Below are 18737 nucleotides of genomic sequence, written 5' to 3' on the forward strand. Positions count from 1 at the left end.
GGTTCAGTCCCCCAGGTCCGGGTTCGGGTTCAGGTTCGGGGTGAGGTTCAGAGTGAGTTTGGTGACGGCGAACGCCTCGGCGTAGCGCGCGTGGCATTCGATGCCGCGGATCCGCGCGAGGCCGAGGAAGGCATCCCGGTCGTACCAGGGCCGGTGCCGCTGCGAGGGGTAGTGCTCCTGCAGGAGCCGCACCTTCTCCTCGGCGGTCTCCGGGGCCAGCGGCTGGTACGCCGTCATCCGGCCGAGGTCGCCGTCCCACTTGACGATCTCGTAGCCGAGCACGAGGTGGTCGCGGAACGCGGTGGTCACGAGCTGCGCCAGGCCGCGGTGGTCCTGGTGCGCGTCGTCGGCGCGCGGGGCGAGGACCAGGTCGGGATCGGCCCGCTCGCGCAGCTCCTCGACCGCGGACTTGGCCTCGTCCCAGTGCGCGGGCAGCCGGCCGTCCGGCAGCTTGAGCACGGTCAGGCGCAGGTCGGCGCCCGGGCAGAAGGCGGCGAGCGCGGCCCGCTCCTCCCGCTCCCGCTCGCCGCCCCCGCCGGAGAGCACCAGCGCCTCGACGCGGAGGCCCGGCCGCGCGCGGCACAGCGCGAGCAGGGTGCCGCCGGCGCCGATGGCGATGTCGTCGCAGTGCGCGCCCAGGGCGACGAGCCGGTCCAGGCGCCCGGCGCCGAGCCGGATCACGCGCCCGCCCCGACGCCGCCCCCGGCGACGGGCACGCCGCTCCCGGCGACCGGCACACCGCCCCCGGCGACCGGCACAGCGCCCCCGGCGACGGGCACGCCGCCCCTGGTGACGGGCATGCCGTCCCGCTCCCACACGGCCCACGGCCGCTCGCCCCGGGCGTAGGCGGCGTCGAGCGCGGCCCGCTCCTTCACGGTGTCGGTCGGCTTCCAGAAGCCGCGGTGCCGGTGCGCCACCAGGCGGCCGCGCTTGGCCAGTTGGGCGCATCCGTCGGCGACCAGGTCCCCGTTCTCGGGTATGTGGTCGAAGACCTCCTGGCGGAGCACGAAGTAGCCGCCGTTCTCCCACAGCGGCAGCTCGCTCACCGCGGTGATGCCCCCCACCAGGCCGTCCTCGCCCAGGTCCACGCAGTGGAACGAGGACTGCGGCGGCACCACCATCATCGACGCCCCGGCGTCCCGCCCGGCGAAGTGGTCGATCATCTCCGGCAGCGGGGCGTCGGTCAGCACGTCGGCGTAGTTGGCGAGGAACATCTCGTCGCCGTCCAGGTGGTGCCGCACCCGGCGCAGGCGCTCCCCGATGGGCGACTCGATGCCGGTCTGCGCGAACGTGATCGTCCAGTCCGCGATGTCCGTCGAAAGCAGCTCGGTCCGCCCGCCGCGCAGGACGAAGTCGTTGGACGCCGTCTCCTCGTAGGTGAGGAAGAAGTCCTTGATGTGGTGCGCCCCGTAGCCGAGGCACAGGATGAACTCGGTGTGCCCGTAGTACGCGTAGTAGCGCATGACGTGCCAGATCAGCGGGCGCGGGCCGACCATGGCCATCGGCTTGGGCACGTCGTCGGCGGCTCCGTTGCGCATGCGCAGCCCGTAACCGCCGCAGAACAGGACGACCTTCATGCTGTGACCTTTCCGGACGCGACGTCGACGACGCTCAGTTCGGGGATGGGGAAGACGAGGCGGCCGCCCCAGTCGCCCACGAAGGACAGCTGCCCGACCAGCTCGGCCCGCAGGTTCCACGGCAGGACGAGCACGTAGTCCGGCCGGTCGGCGGCGATCCGCTCGGGCGGCAGGATCGGGACGCGGGTGCCCGGGGTGTACCGGCCGTGCTTGTGCGGGTTGCGGTCGACGGTGTAGGGCAGCAGGTCGGGCCGGATGCCGCAGTGGTTGAGGAGGGTGTTGCCCTTGCCCGGGGCGCCGTAGCCGACGACCGTCTCGCCGCGCTCGGCCGCCTCGATGAGGAACCGCAGCAGGTCCCGGCGCACCTTCGCCACCCGGGCGGCGAACTCGGTGTACCCGGACAGCTCCTGGAGCCCGGCGGCCTTCTCCCGGTCCAGCACGTCCGCCACCCGGCGGGACGGTTCGCCCGCCGCCCCGTCCGGGCGGGCCCACAGCCGGAGCGAGCCGCCGTGCGTGGGCAGCAGCTCGACGTCCACGAGCGTGAGACCGCCGCTCGCGAGGGCCCGGGCCGCGGAGGCGACCGTGTAGTACTGGAAGTGCTCGTGGTAGACGGTGTCGTACTGGTTCTTCTCGATCAAAGTCAGCAGGTGCTGCACCTCGACGGAGACCCAGCCGTCGTCGGCGACCAGGGCGCGCAGCCCCTTGGTGAACCCGATGACGTCGGGGATGTGCGCGTACACGTTGTTGGCCACGACCAGGTGCGCCGGGCCGTGCTCGGCGCGGACGGCGGCGCCGGTCGCCGGGTCCAGGAACTCCGTGAGCGTGGGCACCCCCGCCTCCCGTGCCGCGGCGCCGACGTTCACCGACGGCTCGATGCCCAGGCAGCGGATTCCGCGGTCGACCAGGTGCCGCAGCAGGTACCCGTCGTTGCTCGCGACCTCGACCACGAAGGCGTCGGGGCCGAGGCCCAGGCGCTCCACGGCACCGGCGACGTACGTGCGGGCGTGCTCCACCCACGACGTCGAGTAGGAGGAGAAGTACGCGTACTGCGTGAACGTCTCCTCCGGCGTGATCAGCGCGGGGATCTGCGCCAGCCAGCAGTCGGTGCACACCCGCAGGTGCAGCGGGTACGTCGGCTCCGGCTCGTCCAGTTGCTCCGCGGCGAGGAAGCTCTCGCACGGCGGGGTCGCCCCCAGGTCGACGACGCTCGCCAGCGCCGCCGACCCGCACAGTCGGCATCGTGTCATCTTCTGCCCCCATCCCTGCTCGCGCGGGCCCCCCGCCGCGAGCCACTGCTTGCGTCTCCTGCCGGCGGCGGGCCTTCCCCGCCGCCGGACCGTCCCGCGATCGCGGTGCGGTACCCCTCCACCAGGCGCTCCAGGCCGACGGCCGGGCTGAACCCCCGCTCGTAACGGCGCCGGGCCGCCCGGCCCCACTCCTGGTTGCGCGCGGGCTCGGCGGTGATCCGGCGGATGCACGCCGCGAGCGAGGCGGGCTCGCCCGGGCGGTGCAGCAGCCCGGTCACGCCGTCCTCGACCAGCTCGACGAAAGCGCCGTGGCCGGCGGCGACGGCCGGGACCCCCGCCGCCATCGCCTCCACGACCACCAGGCCGAACGTCTCCAGCCACGTCGAGGGGGCGACCACGGCGACCGCCCGCGCGACGGCCTGGCGGCACCGCGCCGGGTCGTACAGGCCGGCGTACCGCACGTCGTCCCGGCCCGCCGCCCAGGCCCTCACCTCGCGCTCCAGCGGCCCCGCGCCCGCGATGACGAGCGGCACGCCCACCCCGCCGCCCGCCGCGATCTCGTCCCACGCGGCCATGAGCAGCCGTACGCCCTTGGTCTCCGCGAGCCGGCCGAGGTGGAGCAGGTACTCCCCGGGGCCCTCGCGGCGGACGTCCGGCTCGGGCACGAAGTTGTGCTTCACCACGAGGCGTTCGGGCGGCATGCCGGAGCGCACCAGGGTGTCGCGCTGCGCCGCGGAGATGCAGAAGAACCGCTCCACGCCGGACCACCACCGCCGCCGGTTCACCGAAAGGCCGACCGCGAGCGGCACCGTCGCGAGGCGGGAGCCGCGGTAGCAGCCGTGCCGGACGGCGGGCAGCGGGACGGCCGACCCGACGCACTCGGTGCACGGGCGGCCGTCCCGCCGCAGGGTGCCCGGCGGGCAGACCTGCGTGTAGTTGTGCAGCGTGGCGACGGCGGGCACACCGGCGTCGGCGCAGGCGGCGAGGACCGCGGGTGACAGGAGCGGGAAGACGTTGTGGACGTGCACCACGTCCGGCCGCTCGGCGCGGAGCCGGGCGGCGAGCTCCTTGCGGACCGCCGGGTTCCACGGCACGAGCAGCGGCACCGCGGCCTTGGCGGGCAGGGACCGGGCGGCGATGTCGTCGCTGCGCCGCTCGAACACGCCGACCCGGTGGCCGGCCGCGCGCAGCAGCTCCACCTCCTGGTCGACGACCTTGTTCTCGCCGCTCGGCTGCGCCGATGCGTAGCGGTTGTGCACCACCAGCACGTGCATGCTCAGGTCACCTCCGGATTCCGGGCCCAGCGCGGGACGCGTCGGCGACGGGTCGTGGGCGCCGGCAGGGGCGTGGCCGCGGCGGGCGCCGCGAGGAGCGAGGCGGCCACGGTCAGGTGCAGCAGGTACGGCGAGGCGTCGCCCAGGCCGGCCTCGGTGTACGAGGCGATGGCGCAGTAGCTGATCAGGAAGAGGGCGCAGGCCCGCGACAGCGACGGCGGCCGCAGCAGCGCGACGCCGCCGAGCACGAGGACGGCCGCCGCCACGAGGGTGACGCCCGTCCAGCCCTGCTCGTGGTACACGGCCAGCCAGCTGTTGTCGATGGGCAGCCCGCCGAACGACTTGTCGCCCAGGCCCACGCCGAACGCCTTCTCCACGGTCGAGCGGTCCGCCGCGAGCAGGGCGTCCCAGACCTTGGCCCGCCCGGTGAGGCTGGTGAGGTGCTCCTGGCTCTGGCCGCGCAGGAACCACGCCCGCAGCGCGGAGGCGAACCCCACCGCGGCGACCGCGGCGCACAGCACCGTCCAGGTGAAGAACCGGCGGGCCGCGGTGCTCGTCAGGACGAGCGAGCCGATCGCCACCACCAGGCCGATGAGCAGGCCGAGCGTGGCCGTCCGGGTGTGGGTCAGCGCGAGCAGGACGAGCGAGGGCACGATGACGACCGCCGCGCTGGTCCGGTCGGTCCTGCGGCCCAGGACGAGCAGCACGGTGAGCCCGGTGATCACCGCGGCGTACTGTCCGATCTGCGGCGGGGTGAGCGGCCACAGCGCGCCGACGAGGCGCCCGCCGTAGAGGTCGGGCAGGGCCGCGCCCGGGGAGACGGCCAGGCCCGCGGCCACCGAGCCGAGCACCGCGAAGTACATCCGGATGTGGTGCCGGACGAACGTCACCTCGCCGTCCCACCAGCGGCTGAGCAGCCACAGCGTGGCGACGAAGAGGGCCAGCCGGGCGCAGCGGAACAGCGCGCCGAGGCCCGACTCCAGTTGCAGGCTGGACAGCACGCTCGGCACGAGCAGCAGGGTGAGCAGGAGCAGGAAGGCGCTGGCGCGGACGCGCAGCCGCAGGTTCAGCGCGAGCGCCAGCGTGAACGCGGCCACCAGCGCGCCCATGGTGACGAGCTGGATGAGGGAGCGGGGCAGCGGGACGATGGTCCGCGCCCCGGCGGAGCCGAGCGTGTTCAGGACCAGCAGCCCCCACACGACCCCGACGGCCCCCGGCGCGCCCGGCCGCGGGCTGCCCGCGGCCTCCACCCCGGCGTGCGGCGGCTCAGGCCGCGGGCTGCCCGTGGCCTCCGCTCCGCCGTGCAGCGGCTCCCGCTCCACCTCAACCACCCGCCCGTACGTCGAGGGTGCTGCCCGCGTCCTGCTCGTAGGGCGCGCTCTGCCACTGGCCGAAGTCGAGCACCCGGCTCGGGTCGTGGGCGACGAACTTCCACGGGCCGAGGTAGACGTTGTCGTGCCAGCGGTTGTGCTGCTTGTGCGTGATCGCCTCGGCCACCCGCCGGCCCTGGTAGGGCGACCAGTCCGGGTACGTGCCGTAGTTGGCGAGCACCGCCATGCGGTCGCACTTCGCGGTGCACCGCACGACGGACGGGTCCAGGACGAAGCGGTTGCCGTGGATGTCCACCCGCTGCGTCCTCCACCGGCAGTCGTCGTAGAGCGGCGCGGTGGCGATCGCCGGCCGCGCGCAGCGGTCGGTGTCCCGCACCAGCAGCGTGCAGTCACCGGTGGAGGTGTTGGCCGGGCTGTTGCAGAACCGGTCGGCGTTCTCCCACAGGGTGATGCCGGACCAGTTGTCCTCCAGCACGTTCCGGTAGATCTCGATCTTGTCGGTACGGGCCTTCACCCGTGGTTCGCCACCGGACTCGGAGAGGTAGACCGTGGCGAACGGGAAGGTGTCGCCGCGGTCGGCGTACCTGCGGCCCTCGACCCAGTTGTTCCGCCGGATCGTGTTCTTCCGGATGACCGCGTTGTAGCTGGTCTCGTAGATCAGCGCGGCGCCGTCGTTGGCCTCAAGGACGTTGTCCTCGATGCGGAAGTCGTTGTTGTTGGTGTCCGCCCACAGCCCCGCCCCGCGGTTGTCGTGCACCCAGTTGCCGCGTACGTCGGCGCCGTCGACGGCCCAGAACTTGACGCCCCCGGTGCAGCCGCAGCCCTTGCGGCGCCGCTCCCAGTCGTCGGTGTTGTTGCCGGTGATCTCGTTGCCCTCGACCACCAGGTCCGTCAGAGGGCCGTCGTCCTTGTACGCGTTCATGCCGTACTGGCCGTTGCCGCGCAGGCAGCTCGCGCGGACCCGCTGGCGGGCGCCGGCCATGAGCCCGGCGCCGGAGTTGTGCTGGATCGTGACGTGCTCGATCACCCAGCCGTCGGCGGAGTCGTGGTTGACCACGCCCTCGTCCGGCGGCGCCTGGAAGCGCTGCACCGTCAGATGGCGGATGGTGACGTCGCGGGCGCCGCCGCCGAACGCGTACTGGTTCTTCTTCCGGCCGTCGAGGACCGCGCCCGGCGCGCCGAGGTAGCGGTTGCCCCGCTTGGGGACGACCTGGGCGTAGCGGCCCGGGGCGAGCCGGTGCGTGCCGGGCCGCAGCCAGAACGTGGTGCGCGGCGGGTGGCCGCGGGTCTTCGCGGCCAGGTCGCCGACCACCGCGGGGTCGACCGGCACCGCGCCCGCCGGTGCCTTCGCCGGCCCGGCCGCGGGCTTCGCGCACACCCGGGCCACGGCCGCGGAGGGCCCGGCGGTCGGCTCCGCCCGGGCGTCCGGCGCGCTGTCACAGCCGGTCACCGCCAGCAGGGCCAGCGCCAGCGGTGCCGCCGGCCACGCCCCCTTCCGCCACGTGATTCCCACGCGCCCCCCTAGCTGCGGAACCTGAGCACGGTGGTGAACCCCCGCGCGCTCTCGGTGAAGCCGGTGCCGACCAGCGTGGTCGCGGGCTCCTTGCGCCCGAAGCCGGGGGAGTACCAGCCGAGGGGCGGGTCCGTCGCGCCGCGGTGCGCCCGCCAGCACAGCTCCCTGGGCAGGTCGAGCACCGCGGAGCGGTCCTCGCCGTCCCGCGTCCAGGTGAGCACCGCCCGGTTCCCCGCCAGGTCCGCGGTGACGGCCGGGCCGAGGTGGAACGCCAGCCGCGCGGCCCGGCGCGGGCCGCGCACCTCGTCCACCACGCGCAGCTCCCGGCGCGCGGCGGTCAGCTCCACCCGGCGGCGGTGCACGGAGCCCCGGTAGCCGTCGTGCTCGGCGCACCAGCGGGCCGTCCCGCCGTCGGCGCCGGCCGGCTCCGCGACCAGGACGCGGCTGCGGGCGTGCCGGGTCCACAGGAACGGGCCGCCGGACACCGACTGGTCGGCGTCGTCCAGTTGCAGGGTGTTGTGGCCGAGGGTCGACCGGAAGTACCGCCGCCACTCGGGCTGCCCGTGGTAGCAGAAGGTGCCCGGGTCGGCGAGCACGTCGACCCCGTCGTGCCGGACCTCGACGGACAGCGCGTCCGCGTGGGCGTGCGCGGCGATGCCCAGGAAGCCGTGCGGGCCGCCGTCGCAGCGGCACCAGATCTCCGCCGGGCCGCGCAGCAGGGTCATGCCCGCGTCGGCGAAGTGGTCCGGCCGCGCGGTGGGGCGGGCCGCGGCCCGCGCGGTTCCCGGACGCGCGGACGGCCGGACGAGCGCGGCGAGCAGCGGGGTGCGCACGTCGGTGCCGGTCACCTCGGGCCACCAGGCGAGCCGGCCGAACACGGCGTCCCCGGTGGCGAGGAGCGAGGCCCAGCGGTCGGTGCCCGCGCCGTCCAGGACCAGGCCGTGCCCGTCGTCGGCGTCCCCCTGGCGCGGCGGCCGCAACCGGTTGTCGACGACGGCCGCGAGCGCGTCGGTCATCCGCAGGAGCACCGGGCGGACCGGCGCGGGCACCGGCACCCCGGCGGCGTCGGCCTCGGCCACGGCGGCCAGGCCGAGTTCGAGGACGAGCCCGTGGTACTCGGTGGCCAGTTCCCGGTTGAGGCCGGAGGGGAAGGTGTTGGCGGGCAGGTGCCGCGCGAGGGACCGCAGCGCCTCGGCCCGCCACCGCGGCGAGTCGGGGAACCAGCCGAACGCGCAGGCCGCGGCGGCCTGTCCGGCGGCCTCGGCGATGACGTGGTTGTTCGCCGATGTGCCCCGGCTGGGGAAGGCGGCGAGCCAGCGCTGGTGGTACCAGATCTGCTCGCACGCCACCGGGTTGCCCTCGAACAGGCCGGCCGCGCCCGGCCAGCCGTCGAGCAGCCGGCGGATCCACACCCAGGACAGCAGCCGGATGCCCAGCTCGATGCCGCTGATCCAGTGCACGCCGCGCAGCGGCGGGTTGGCCGCCCACCACGACCGCAGGTGCGCGGCCACGCGCGCGGCGTACCGCTCGTCGCCGGTCAGCGCGTAGGCGGCGGCGAGCTGGGTGAGGTACTGGTGCCGGGACGGCTCCCAGATCTGCTTGATGTCCCCGACCGCGTCCTCGTTCCGGTACGGCACGTCGAAGGCGTGGCCCCAGGGCGCGCGGCGCCCGGTCTTCGGGTCGTACCACCAATCCGGATCGGTCAGGTCGTCGCGGACCACCCCGAAGTACGCGACGTGCCCGGCGAGCAGCCGGTCCGCCTCCGCGACGAGGCGCTTCGCGGCGTCCGGCGGCACCGCGTCGAGCGCCCCGGCGGGCAGGACCGCGGTGAACCGGGCGCCGGTCACGGCCGGGGCGTCCGGCCGCGCCGACCGCCAGCGCCGCCTGCGCACCGCGTCGCCCACCCGGCCGCCGACCTCCCGCGGCCCCATCCGGGACAGGCGCCGCAGGTACCAGCCCGGGCCCGTGCTCATCGCGTCCTCGCCAACGTCACCGGCGCGCCCCCGGCCAGGCTCGCGCGCACGGCGAGGGTGGCCGCCGTGGTGGCGGCCAGGGACTCCAGCGGCACCGGCATCGGGCCGCCCGTCCGCACGGCCTTGACGAACGCGGCCAGCTCGGCCTGCTGGCCCTTGTCCCGGGCCTTGGGCAGCCGCGAACTGACCCACCGCTTGCGGGTGTACACCGAGGCCCGGACGAAGTCGTCGAGCCGCAGCGCCTTGCCGTCCGCGACCAGGTCCAGCGTCTCCTTGGGGAGGCTCGCCGGGCCGGAGGTGACGTAGCTGACGGTGGCGGTGGACCCGTCCGGGTAGCGGAGCACGACCTGGAGGTCCTCGGTGCCCGCCGGGGCAGTCGCGTACACCGAGACCGGGTCGGCCCCGAGCAGCCAGCTCACCGTGTCGACGAAGTGCCCGCCCTCTCCGGCGAACCGCGAGCCCTCGGTCGCCTCCCGCAGGTACCAACTGCCGTGGTCCAGGCGGCCCGCGTTGACCAGGTAGCGGACGCTCGCCGGACCGGTCCGGACGCCGAACCGGTCCCGGGCCTCCCGCAGCAGCGGCGCGAACCGGCGGTTGAAGCCCACCTGGATCCGGTCGTTGCCGGACTCCTCCACCGCCGCGAGCACCCCGGCCAGCTCCTCCTCGGTGAGGGCCAGGGGCTTCTCCACGAACACCGCCTTGCCGGCGAGCAGGGCCCTGCGGGTCAGCTCGGCGTGCGAGCTGTGCCGGGTGACCACGAAGACCGCGTCGACGGACTTGTCACCGAGTACGGCGTCCAGGTCGGTGGTGGCCTCGGCGAAGCCGAACTTCCGCCGCGCGTTGGCCGCGGACAGCGCCGTCGTGGTGACCACCGTGGACAGCTCGACGCCGTCGCGCCCGGCCAGGTGCGGCAGCAGCATCGACGTCGCATAGGTGCCCGCGCCGACGAAGGCGAGCCGCACCGGCGACGCGGCGGGCCTGGGCGGACCCGGCCGCACGCGCACCGCGGGCACCGCCACCGACGGGGCCTCGGCAGCCACGGCCGTCCCGGAGCGGCCGGCGTAGCGGAACAGCACGGCCACGGCCTTCAGGTCGCCGTCCTTCAGGCGCTGGTACGTCGCGACGGCGTCGTCGAAGTCGGCGACGTGGGAGACCAGGGGCGCCACGTCGACGCGGCCGCGGGCGACGAGGTCGAGGAAGCACGCCAGGTTGCGGCGCTCGGTCCAGCGCACGTAGCCGATCGGGTAGTCCCGCCCCTGGAGCTCGTACTCCGGGTCGTAGCGCCCGGGGCCGTAGCTGCGGGAGAAGCGGACGTCGAGCTCCTTCTCGTAGTACGCGTTCCACGGCAGGTCCAGGCGGCACTTGCCGATGTCGACGACCCGGCCGCGGTCCCGGCAGAGCCGGGCGGCCAGCTCGACGGGCTGGTTGCTGTCGCCGCCCGCGGCCAGGTACACGTGGTCCACGCCGTGGCCGTCGGTGAGCCCGGCGACGGCGGCCTCCACGGCAGCGGACGCGGGGTCGCCGCAGGCCGCGGCCCCCAGGCGCTCGGCGAGCGCGCAGCGCGCCGGGTCGGGGTCGACGCCGACGACGCGGACCCCCGAGGCGGTGAGGAGCTGCGCCACGAGCTGCCCGATCAGGCCGAGGCCGATGACCAGCGCCACGTCGCCGAGGTGCGGCTCGCCCCGGCGGACGCCCTGCAGCGCGATCGCCCCGACGGTGCCGAACGCCGCGTGCCGCGGGGCCAGGCCCTCCGGCACGCGCGCGTAGAGGTTCTTCGGCACCCAGTTCACCTCGGCGTGCAGCGCGTGCTCGTTGCCCGCGCACGCCACGACGTCGCCCACCGCCACGTCGTCGATCCCGGCGCCGACCTGCTCGACCACCCCGCACAGCGAGTAGCCGAGCGGCGTGTAGGAGTCCAGCTTGCCCATCACCTTGCGGTAGGTGGCGGGCACCCCGTTGGTGGCCACGCTCTGCATGACCTTGGCCACCTGGTCCGGCCGGGAGCGGGCCTTGCCCACCATCGACAGGCCGGCCTCGGACACCTTCATCAGCTCGGTGCCGGTGGATATCAGCGAGTACGAGCTGCGCACCAGCACACCGCCCGGCTTGCACCCCGGCACCGGCACGTCGAGCACCGCCAGCTCGCCGCTCTTGTAGTTCTGCACAACCTGTTTCACCGAAGTCCCCTTGTTCCTCCGCCGTCAGGCGAGATCTCTACGCCGTCAGGCGAGCGTTGTCGCCGGACCCGGAGGTCGCGCCGCGATACCAGTACTCGAGGGTCAGCACATGCCACAGATGCTTGGAGAAGTCCCGCTGCCCGGCGGCGTCCTCGGCCACCAGCCGCGCCAGCGCGTCGCGGCGCAGGATCCCGGAGGAGACGAGCACGCCGTCGTGGACCACCTCGCGCACCAGCGGCGCCAGGTCCCGGCTCATCCAGGCGCGCAGCGGCGCGCTGAACAGGCCCTTGGGCCGGTACACGATCTCCTTGGGCAGGACCGAGGCGGCCGCCTCCTTCAGCACGGCCTTGCCCTGCCGGCCGACGACCTTGCGGTCGCCGGGCACCGCGAACGCCGCCTCGACCACCCCGACGTCCACGTACGGCACCCGCACCTCGGTCGACGCGGCCATGCTGGAGCGGTCCGTGTACGCGAGGTTCAGGCCCGGCAGGAACATCCGGGCGTCCCCCAGGCACATGCGGTTGACGAAGTCGTCCAGGTCGTTGTCCTGGTAGACGTCCGCGTGCTCGGCCAGGACGTCGTCGACCGCCCCGGCCAGGTCCGGAGCGACCAGGCCGAGCAGCTCGTCCCGGTCGTACAGGGTGTAGCTGCGCCGGAACGCCGTCTCCTCCGGCAGCTCCGCGAAGGACAGGAACCGCTTCGCGAACCGCACCGAGCGGTACCCCCGGCGGCTCGTGGCGACCGGCAGCCGCCCCACGGCCCCGGCGACCCCGCGCCGCAGGGCCCGCGGGACGCGCTGGTAGCGCAGCGCCAGCAGGTTGGCCAGGTGCTTGCGGTACCCGGCGAACAGCTCGTCGGCGCCCATCCCCGAGAGCATCACCTTCACCCCGGCCTCCCGGGCGGCCCGGCAGATCAAGTACGTGTTGATCGCGGCGGGGTCGCCGATCGGCTCGTCCAGGTGGTACGTCATCCGCGGCAGCAGGTCGAGCACGTCCGGGGCGATCTCGATCTCGTGCAGGTCGACGCCGAACTCCCCGGCCACCTGCCGGGCGTACCGCAGGTCGTCCGGCATCGCCTCGAACCGGGCGTCCTCGGCGCGGAACCCGATCGTGTACGCGGAGATCCCGGGCCGGTGGCGGGCCGCGAGCGCGGTCAGATAGCTGGAGTCGAGGCCGCCGGAGAGGAAGGTCGCCACGGGCACGTCGGACAGCAGGTGCTGCCGCGTCGACTCCTCGACCACGGCGGCCAGGTCCGGCAGTTCGCCCGCCCGGGCCTGCTCCTGCCCCTCGGCGGCGACGTCCTTCAGGCTCCAGTACCGGCCGCGCTCCACGCGCCCGTCGGGACGCAACCGCAGCCAGCTCCCCGGCGGCAGCTTCTCCGCCTCGCGGAACGCGCAGCGCGAGTCCGGCACCCAGTAGTACAGCAGCGAGGCCACCAGCGCCGCGTGGTCCACCTCCAGCGAGCCGCCGGTCACGGCGGCGAGCGCCTTGAGCTCGGAGGCGAACACCAGGCCCTCGCCGCGCCGCAGCAGGAACAGCGGCTTGATGCCGAGCTGGTCGCGGGCGAGCACCAGCTCACCGGTGCGCTCGTCGAAGATGCCGAACGCGAACATGCCGCGCAGCCGCGCCAGACAGCCGGTGCCCCAGCGCCGCCAGGCCTCCAGGAGCACCTCGGTGTCGGAGGTGCCGCGGAAGCGCACCCCGGTGGCGGCCAGTTCGGCGCGCAGCTCGGGCGCGTTGTACAGCTCGCCGTTGTACGTCAGGGCGAGGCCGCCCGAGACCATCGGCTGGGCGCCCGTCCCGGACAGGTCGATGATCGCGAGGCGGCGGTGCCCGAGGTGCACGTCGCCGTCACCGGCCGGGTGGCTGTAGCGGCCCGACCCGTCCGGGCCGCGGTGGGCCAGGACATCGGTGAGCCGGTCGGTCACGACCTTCCCGTCCGGCCACCGGTACGTGCCTGCGATGCCACACATGTCTACCGCGCCCCCTGGTCGCTGTTCGGCACCCGCGCGGCCGGCAGCGCCGTGCGCTCCGTGCGCTCCGTCCGCTCCGTGCGCGGCGGGTCCGTCTCGTTCCTCCGGGCCGTCCGCTCCGTCCGCGGCTGACCCGTCCCGTTCTGCCGGGCCAGCCGTTCATAAGGGCCGCGCGGCGCGGTGTGCCTCCCGTCCCACAGCGTGCCGTCGGTCCGGTCCCGCGGATCGGGTTCCACAAGCACCACGCCGAGCACCGGGATCTGCTGGTCCGCGAGGTGCCGCGCCACGGTGTGCAGCCACGCGGCGCTGCCGTGCCCGGCCCGTACGACGAGCAGGGTCCGGTCGCCGAGGTACCGCAGGTCGGTCCAGGCCGTGCCGGGCGCCACCGAGCCGACGCCGAGCCGGCGCGCCTGCTGCGGGGCGTCCGCGGCGTGCTCGCCGGTGACCACGGGCGGGTCGCCCGGCCGCGGGCGGCGGTGCGCGAGCCCCGGGCCCGGCAGGCCGTCGACGACGACCACCGGCCCCTCCGCCGCCAGGGCCCGGGCCACGTCCACGGCGAGCACGCCCGCGGCGCGCGCGCAGCCCAGTTCGAGCAGCGACACCGGTTCCGGTGAGCCGCGCACGGCGCGGACCAGGGTCGCGGTGAGGCGCTCGCGTGCCGCCCGGGCCCGCCGGCCCCGCCAGGGCACGGCCCACCGGCGCGGCGGGTGGCGCAGCTCCGCGACGACCGAGGCGCCGAGGTGCGCCGCGATCTCCCGCCGCAGCACGGGGCGGTCCGCCACCACCGTGCCGACCGCGGCGAGCGCGAGCCCGAGCGCGAGCCCGAGGACCAGGCCGATCGCGGCGTTGGTGGCGGCGGCCCTGGGCAGGGAGTGCCCCACCGCGCGCGGGGCGTCCACGATCTGCGTACCGGCCACGAGCTGGGGCGTGCCGGTGCGGGCGTCCGCTGCGCGCTGGTCGAAGTCGGCGATGCGCGAGTTGAGTTCGGCCCGGCGGGCGAAGAGCGACTCGATGCTCGCCGACGCCTTCGGGTCGCTCTCCGGCGAGCGCTCCCCGATCGCCTCGTTGACCCGGGCGAGCTCGTCCCGCATCCGGTCACGCTGGTCGAGCAGGGCCTTCGACTCGGCCTTCGCGGCCTTCCACATCCGGCCCACGTGGTCCGCGACGAACGCGTCGGCCAGCGCCTTGGCCCGGGCCACCGCGTCCGCGTCGCTGCCGGCCGTCACCTCGATCCGCAGCACGTTGTTGGTCAGGCCGGTGCCCCGGTAGGTCCGCATGAAGTCCTCCGGTTCCTGGGAGGACTTCAGGGCCCGCAGGGCCTTCCCGGCGATCCGCGTGGTGCCGAGGATCTCGACGTCGGTGCGGATCAGCGTCCCGGTGTCGTTCGGCTGGTCCTCCTCGTGCGCGACCAGCACCTTGGTCACCGCGGTCGGCGGTGGCGGCAGCAGGACCGCCACCGCCACGCCCACCAGCAGCCCGAGCAGGGCCAGCGAGGACCACAGGCGGCGGCGCCTGCGCACCGCCACCACCAGCGCGTGCAGGTCGAGCAGCGGAGCCGCGGCGGGCGACTCCGCGGTCGTGCCGGTCGTGCCGGTCGTGCGGGTCGTCACGCGGAACCTCCCGTCGCCTGGCCGCGTACCGCGAGCGCCAGGGCGGCGTCCTTCGGCGGACGCCCGGCGGACCGCTCCGACCGGGCCAGGACCGTGCCCGCGACGACGACGCCGACGACCTCGTGCCCGCTGTCGGCGCACGCCTCGGCGACACCGGCGAGCTCCTCCGCGGTCCAGTTCCCCGCGCTGGACACGACCAGGGCACCGGACGCGGTGTCGCGGTCCGGCACCATCGGCTGGGACACCGGCACGCGCACCACCCGCGGCAGCAGCGGCCCGCCGCCCGACGAGCCCTCGGACGAGGCGCTCCCGGCCTCGGCGACGAGCTGCTCGGCGGCCCGCAGGGCGACGTCGTCGCCGTCCGGTACGACGACCAGCAACCGCCGGGGCCCGGGCAGCCGCTCGCGCAGGCGCGCGCACACCCGCCGGTAGCGGACCCGTCTGCCGGCCTCGTCGCCGGACCGCTGCGGGGCCGGTACGTCCCACCGGGTGTCGAGGCCGAGGAACCGGCGGGCCCGGTCCCGCGGGCCCCCCTGCCCCGGCCGGCGCGCGGGCCGTTCGGCCGGTACGTCGACGGCGCCGAGGAGGGGCGAGCCGAGCGCCGCGGCGACCTCCGGCTCGGTGCGCGGCCTGCGGTTCACCCGCGCGGCCGCGAGATGGCCGACGACCCCGAGCAGGAAGGACAGCAGCGCCCCGCCGACGACGAGCTGCGTCCGCGTCGGCGGCGCCGCGCCGTCCGGCCGGGCCGCGGGGCCCATGACGACCATGCCCGCCGTGGTGGTCGCCGGGTCGGCCTGGTCCAGCTTCTTCATGGCCTCCTCCAGCGAGGTGCGCAGCTTCTCCAGCGCGGTGCGGGCCTGGACGCTCTCCACGGTCCGCCCCGGGTCGGCCGCGTCGGCCAGTTCGGTGATGCGGCGGTTGGTCTCCGCCACCTTGCGCCGCAGGTCCTCGGGGCCCGTGACCGCCTCGGGGTCGGTGCCGCCGCCCGCGATCCGCGCGGCGAAGGCGACGAACTCCCCGGCCACCCGGTCGGCGAGGCGCTGCGCCCGCTCCGGGGATCCGGCCGTACCCGAGATCTTGATGATGTTCCCGTCGGTGGCCTTGGCGCTCACCCGGTCCCGCAGCTCGCCGCCGGACCGGCCGAGCGAGGCGGCGGCGCGGTCGACCACCGCCGAACTGGTCGCGATCTCCGCCTGGGTCAGCAGCTCGCGGTCCTCCCACTGCCCGGGCAGCAGTACCGACGCGGCCGCCGTGTAGCGCGGCGGGAACAGCACCGAGGCGCCGTAGCCGACGAGCGCGCCGACCACGGCGAGGACGGTGAGGAGCCGCCAGCGCCGGCGCAGGATCCGCCCGATCGTGACCAGGCGTATCGTGTCATCGCTCAACGACGCGCCTTCTTCCCTGGCCGGACGGGCCCGCCGCCACCGGGGTGCGGCCGCGGCAGGCGGCGGCGTAGGCGGCGAGCAGCGACGCCTGCGAGTTCCGCCACGCGAGCGGCCCGGTGATCCGCTCCTGCCCGATCCTGCCCATCCGGGCCCGCCGCTCGGGATCGTCCAGGAGCTGGGCGATGAGCCCGGCGAACGCGGCCTCGTCGTTGGCCGGCGCGTAGACGGCGGCGTCCCCGGCGGAGACGCGCGCCTCCAGGAGGTCGAAGGAGACGATCGGCTTGCCCATCGCCATGTACTCGAGGACCTTGTTCATGGTCGACACGTCGTTGAGCGGGTTGCGCGGGTCGGGGGAGAGGCACACGTCCGCGGTGGACAGGTGGCGCACCAGGTCGGCGTCCGGAACGCGCCCGGTGAACCGGACCTGGTCACCGAGACCGAGCCGCCGGGACAGCTCCACCATCGCGTCGAAGGCGTCACCGGAGCCGACGAACACCGCGTGCCAGTCGGTCCGCCCGAGCTCGTCGCGCAGCGCGGCGAGGGCCCGCAGGGCGTAGTCGACGCCGTCCTGCGGCCCCATGACCCCGAGGTAGCACAGCAGGTGCGGCTTGCCCTGCTTCAACTCCGGCTCCGGCGGCACCGGTTGGAACCGGTCGGTGGCGGGCGCGCTGCGCACCACGAAGACGTCCTCCGGGCTCTTGCCGCCGCGGCGCACCGCGACGTCCCGGTAGCTCTCGTTCGTGGCGAGGACCACGTCCGCGGCCCGGTAGGTCAGCCGCTCCAGGGCGCACACGGCGCGGTACAGCAGGTCCTCACCGCGGTCGAACCGGGACAGGTACAGCTCGGGCACCAGGTCGTGCTGGTCGAAGACGAACCGCGCGCCGCGCCGGGTCAGCCACCGCGCCGGTAGGAACAGCAGGTCGGGCGGGTTGCAGGCGTGCACCACGTGCACCGGTCCGACCCTGCGGGCCAGGCGGTACGTGTGCCACAGCGCCGCCCCGTACTCGCGCAGGTAGCCGGCCGGGCCGCCGGTGGCCGCGCGCAGCGGGTAGCGGTGGATCCGCACCCCGTCGATCTCCGCCTCGGCCTCCGTGTCGCGCTTGGCGCCGCGGGGGCAGATGACGTGCACCTCCCAGCCCGCGTCGCGCAGCGTCGTGCACTCCTGCCACACCCGCCGGTCGAAGGGCACCGACAGGTTCTCCACCAGGATCAGCGCGCGCCGGCCCGGCCGGCCGTCGCGCTTCGTGTCACCAAGCAAGGCCCATGTACCCCGGTTCGGTCCGGCGCGCAGTGGCGTCGGGAAGGCGGACGAGATCGACGATCACCGGTGCCGCGCCGTGCGGCAGCGCCGAGAGCACGGCCGGGTCCTTGCTCCCGACCAGGCACACCTCGGCGTGGGCGAGCACCTCGTCCACGGAGTCCGCGAGCAGTTGCGCGAGGTGCGGCAGCCGGTTCTCGATGTACTCCCGGTTCGCGCCGAGGAGCCGCGAGAGGCTCACGTTGGCGTCGTAGATCTTCAGGTCGTAGCCCTTGCCGAAGAGCTGCTCCGCCAGTTCGACGAGCGGGCTCTCGCGGAGGTCGTCGGTGCCGGGCTTGAAGGACAGCCCGAACATCCCCACCCGGCGCTTGCCGGTGCGCTCGACCAGCTCCACCGCGCGTTGCAGATGAGCGGAGTTGGAGGGCAGCACATGGGCGAGGATGGGCACCGAGACGTCGGCCCGCTGCGCCGCGTGGACCAGGCTGCGCAGGTCCTTGGGCAGGCAGGAGCCGCCGAAGGCGAAGCCGGGCCGCAGGTAGGCGGGGCTGATGTTGAGCTTGCGGTCGGCCAGGAACACGTCCATGACCTGGTGCGAGTCCACGCCGAGCGCCTGGCACACCGCGCCCAGCTCGTTCGCGAAGCCGATCTTGAGGCCGTGGAAGGCGTTGTCCGCGTACTTGATCGCCTCGGCCGTCGGGACCGGCACCCGGAACACCTCGCCGGGCACCCCGTCGTACAGGGCCGCCACGGTGTCGCCGCTCGCCGGGTCGAGCTCGCCGATGACGGTCTTGGGCGGGTCGAAGAAGTCCCGCACGCTGGTGCCCTCGCGCAGGAACTCCGGGTTGACCGCGACCCCGAAGTCCACCCCGGCCGTGCCGCCGGTGTGCTTCTCCAGGAGCGGGACGAGGAGGTTCAGGCAGGTGCCCGGGAGCATGGTGCTGCGGAACACGACGGTGTGCCGCCCCCCGGGGCCATCGGGCCCGCTGGTGCCCCTCTTCCCGCCGGTGTCACTTGGCTCGCCGGCGCCACTTGGCCCGCCCGTGCCGTCGGGCCCGCCGCGGCCGACGCGGTCCGCCAGTACGGCGCCGATCTGCTCGGTGACCCGTTCCAGGTACGTGGTGCAGAGGCTGCCGTTGGGCTCCGACGGCGTCCCCACGCAGACGAGCGACACGTCGCTGCCCATGATCGCCTCGCGGACGTCGCCGGTGGCGCGTAACGCCCCGGTCCGTACGACCTCGGCGACGAGCTCCCCGATCCGCTCCTCGACCACCGGGGCCTTGCCGTCGTTGACCAGGTCGACCTTCACCTGGTTCACGTCCACGCCGATGACCTCGTGGCCCATGCCGGCCAGGCACGCGGCCGACACGCAGCCCACGTAGCCGAGACCGAGAACGCTGACCCTCATGACCCGTCACTCCCC

Annotated in this window: 13 protein-coding genes; all 13 read right to left on the bottom strand. The window is 74.8% G+C overall.

Annotation, left to right across the window (positions count from 1 at the left end; genetic code table 11):
* Positions 1–3 precede the first annotated feature (3 nt).
* The 13 genes from QK440_RS22610 to QK440_RS22670 all read right to left on the bottom strand — a co-directional run bounded on the left by QK440_RS22610 (position 4) and on the right by QK440_RS22670 (position 18722).
* Positions 4–681: a PIG-L family deacetylase gene (locus tag QK440_RS22610; protein ID WP_282794999.1), complete on the bottom strand. Its 678-nt coding sequence runs from the start codon at positions 679–681 to the stop codon at positions 4–6.
* Complete coding sequence (locus QK440_RS22615; protein WP_282795000.1) at positions 678–1577, bottom strand: glucose-1-phosphate cytidylyltransferase; 900 nt, start codon at positions 1575–1577, stop codon at positions 678–680. The genes QK440_RS22610 and QK440_RS22615 overlap by 4 nt, the downstream gene beginning before the upstream one ends.
* A complete protein-coding gene (locus tag QK440_RS22620; protein ID WP_282795001.1) occupies positions 1574–2824 on the bottom strand; it encodes a class I SAM-dependent methyltransferase in 1251 nt (416 codons plus the stop codon). The genes QK440_RS22615 and QK440_RS22620 overlap by 4 nt, the downstream gene beginning before the upstream one ends.
* A complete protein-coding gene (locus QK440_RS22625) occupies positions 2821–4098 on the bottom strand; it encodes a glycosyltransferase (RefSeq protein ID WP_282795002.1) in 1278 nt (425 codons plus the stop codon). Before QK440_RS22625 ends, QK440_RS22620 begins: the two co-directional genes overlap by 4 nt.
* Positions 4099–4100: 2 nt before the next feature.
* Entirely contained in the window at positions 4101–5348 is a 1248-nt protein-coding gene (locus QK440_RS22630; RefSeq protein WP_282795032.1) for an O-antigen ligase domain-containing protein, read from the bottom strand.
* A 73-nt stretch (positions 5349–5421) separates the two neighbouring features.
* Positions 5422–6942, bottom strand: a complete 1521-nt coding sequence (locus QK440_RS22635; RefSeq protein ID WP_282795003.1) for a right-handed parallel beta-helix repeat-containing protein — start codon at positions 6940–6942, stop codon at positions 5422–5424.
* An 8-nt stretch (positions 6943–6950) separates the two neighbouring features.
* Positions 6951–8915, bottom strand: a complete 1965-nt coding sequence (locus QK440_RS22640; RefSeq protein ID WP_282795004.1) for an alginate lyase family protein — start codon at positions 8913–8915, stop codon at positions 6951–6953.
* Positions 8912–11092, bottom strand: a complete 2181-nt coding sequence (locus QK440_RS22645; RefSeq protein WP_282795005.1) for a bi-domain-containing oxidoreductase — start codon at positions 11090–11092, stop codon at positions 8912–8914. The genes QK440_RS22640 and QK440_RS22645 overlap by 4 nt, the downstream gene beginning before the upstream one ends.
* 37 nt (positions 11093–11129) lie before the next feature.
* Positions 11130–13064 carry an asparagine synthase (glutamine-hydrolyzing) gene (gene asnB, locus QK440_RS22650; protein WP_282795006.1) on the bottom strand — a complete coding sequence of 645 codons (1935 nt, stop codon included), beginning with the start codon at positions 13062–13064 and terminating at the stop codon, positions 11130–11132.
* Between the two features lie 2 nt (positions 13065–13066).
* A complete protein-coding gene (locus QK440_RS22655) occupies positions 13067–14674 on the bottom strand; it encodes a Wzz/FepE/Etk N-terminal domain-containing protein (protein ID WP_282795007.1) in 1608 nt (535 codons plus the stop codon).
* A complete protein-coding gene (locus tag QK440_RS22660) occupies positions 14671–16059 on the bottom strand; it encodes a Wzz/FepE/Etk N-terminal domain-containing protein (protein WP_282795008.1) in 1389 nt (462 codons plus the stop codon). The genes QK440_RS22655 and QK440_RS22660 overlap by 4 nt, the downstream gene beginning before the upstream one ends.
* The gene (locus QK440_RS22665) at positions 16049–17317 is read right to left on the bottom strand and encodes a glycosyltransferase family 4 protein (protein ID WP_282795009.1); all 1269 of its coding nucleotides are present in this window, start codon (positions 17315–17317) and stop codon (positions 16049–16051) included. Before QK440_RS22665 ends, QK440_RS22660 begins: the two co-directional genes overlap by 11 nt.
* Positions 17307–18722, bottom strand: coding sequence for a nucleotide sugar dehydrogenase (locus QK440_RS22670; RefSeq protein ID WP_282795010.1), 1416 nt, complete (start codon positions 18720–18722; stop codon positions 17307–17309). Before QK440_RS22670 ends, QK440_RS22665 begins: the two co-directional genes overlap by 11 nt.
* Between the last annotated feature and the right edge of the window lie 15 nt (positions 18723–18737).

It is taken from the genome of Streptomyces sp. CC224B, from assembly GCF_030010595.1.
GTDB classification, from domain to species: Bacteria; Actinomycetota; Actinomycetes; order Streptomycetales; family Streptomycetaceae; genus Streptomyces; species Streptomyces longispororuber.

Excerpts from the sequence above, each read along its gene's own strand:
- QK440_RS22670 (WP_282795010.1), bottom strand. The coding sequence starts at position 18,722 with ATGAGGGTCAGCGTTCTCGGTCTCGGCTACGTGGGCTGCGTGTCGGCC.
- QK440_RS22615 (WP_282795000.1), bottom strand. The coding sequence starts at position 1,577 with ATGAAGGTCGTCCTGTTCTGCGGCGGTTACGGGCTGCGCATGCGCAAC.
- QK440_RS22640 (WP_282795004.1), bottom strand. The coding sequence starts at position 8,915 with ATGAGCACGGGCCCGGGCTGGTACCTGCGGCGCCTGTCCCGGATGGGG.
- QK440_RS22625 (WP_282795002.1), bottom strand. The coding sequence starts at position 4,098 with ATGCACGTGCTGGTGGTGCACAACCGCTACGCATCGGCGCAGCCGAGC.
- QK440_RS22620 (WP_282795001.1), bottom strand. The coding sequence starts at position 2,824 with ATGACACGATGCCGACTGTGCGGGTCGGCGGCGCTGGCGAGCGTCGTC.
- asnB (WP_282795006.1), bottom strand. The coding sequence starts at position 13,064 with ATGTGTGGCATCGCAGGCACGTACCGGTGGCCGGACGGGAAGGTCGTG.